This is a genomic window from Pseudomonas sp. A125 (genome assembly GCF_055409485.1).
Genome location: NZ_JBUZVP010000089.1, coordinates 1 through 900 on the forward strand (window position 1 = coordinate 1; position 900 = coordinate 900).

Here is a 900-nt window from a genome sequence, read left to right on the forward strand (position 1 = left end):
GTCAGCCGCCGCTGTGCTACCTGTGCAACACCCCCTCAAAAATGTACGGAAAACTCTATCGCTATTCACTATTATGCGGAAACCTGTTTTTGATGGTTATCCGCCTATGTTGGTTGGCTACATGCGCGTGTCGTCGGACTCCGACCGCCAGAGCACGGACTTGCAGCGCGACGCGCTGCTCGCCGCCGGCGTCGATCCGCGTCACCTGTTTGAGGATCGTGCCTCTGGCGCGAAGGATGACCGTGCCGGCTTGGCGCGGGCGCTTGAGTTCGTTCGAGCCGGCGATGTGCTGGTGGTGTGGAAACTCGACCGGCTCGGTCGCTCGCTGTCGCACCTGCTCGCCATTGTGACTTCGCTCAAGGACAAGCGGGTGGCGTTCCGCTCGCTGACAGAGAACCTGGACACTACGACGCCCTCGGGCGAATTCCTGTTCCAGGTGTTCGGTGCGCTCGCGCAGTACGAGCGCGCCTTGATTCAGGAGCGCGTCGTCGCGGGCTTGGCCGCCGCACGCAAACGCGGCCGGATCGGCGGCCGGCCGCAGGCGATCACTGGTGAGAAGCTGGACGCCATCGTCGCCGCGCTCGATGGCGGCATGTCTAAGGCGGCGGTGTGCCGCAACTTCAATGTCAAGCGCACTACGTTGATCGAAACATTGACGCGAGCAGGTTGGCGTGGTGCGGGAAGGACGGTCGATGAGCAACAAGAATAAGCTACTCACCGTCTTTTCTGACGCAGAGCAGGAAGCCTTGTACGGCCTACCGGACTTCGACGATGCTCAGCGGCTGGAATACCTGGCGTTGGCCGAATCTGAACTGGCGTTCGCCAGCAGCCGGCCTAGCCTGCAGGCCCAAGTCTATTGCGTCTTGCAGATCGGCTACTTCAAGGCCAAGCATGCTTTCT

The 900-nt window shown here is 61.4% G+C and carries 2 protein-coding genes; both read left to right on the forward strand.

Annotated elements, in window-relative coordinates:
* Positions 1–106 precede the first annotated feature (106 nt).
* Entirely contained in the window at positions 107–709 is a 603-nt protein-coding gene (locus ACZRN6_RS36520; protein WP_010465829.1) for a recombinase family protein, read from the forward strand.
* On the forward strand, positions 693–900 hold a 208-nt coding region (locus ACZRN6_RS36525), incomplete at its 3' end, for a DUF4158 domain-containing protein (protein WP_464009963.1). The genes ACZRN6_RS36520 and ACZRN6_RS36525, both read left to right, overlap by 17 nt.

Bases quoted from the DNA above. Each gene is read 5' to 3' on its own strand.
- ACZRN6_RS36520 (WP_010465829.1), top strand. From the start codon at position 107: ATGTTGGTTGGCTACATGCGCGTGTCGTCGGACTCCGACCGCCAGAGC.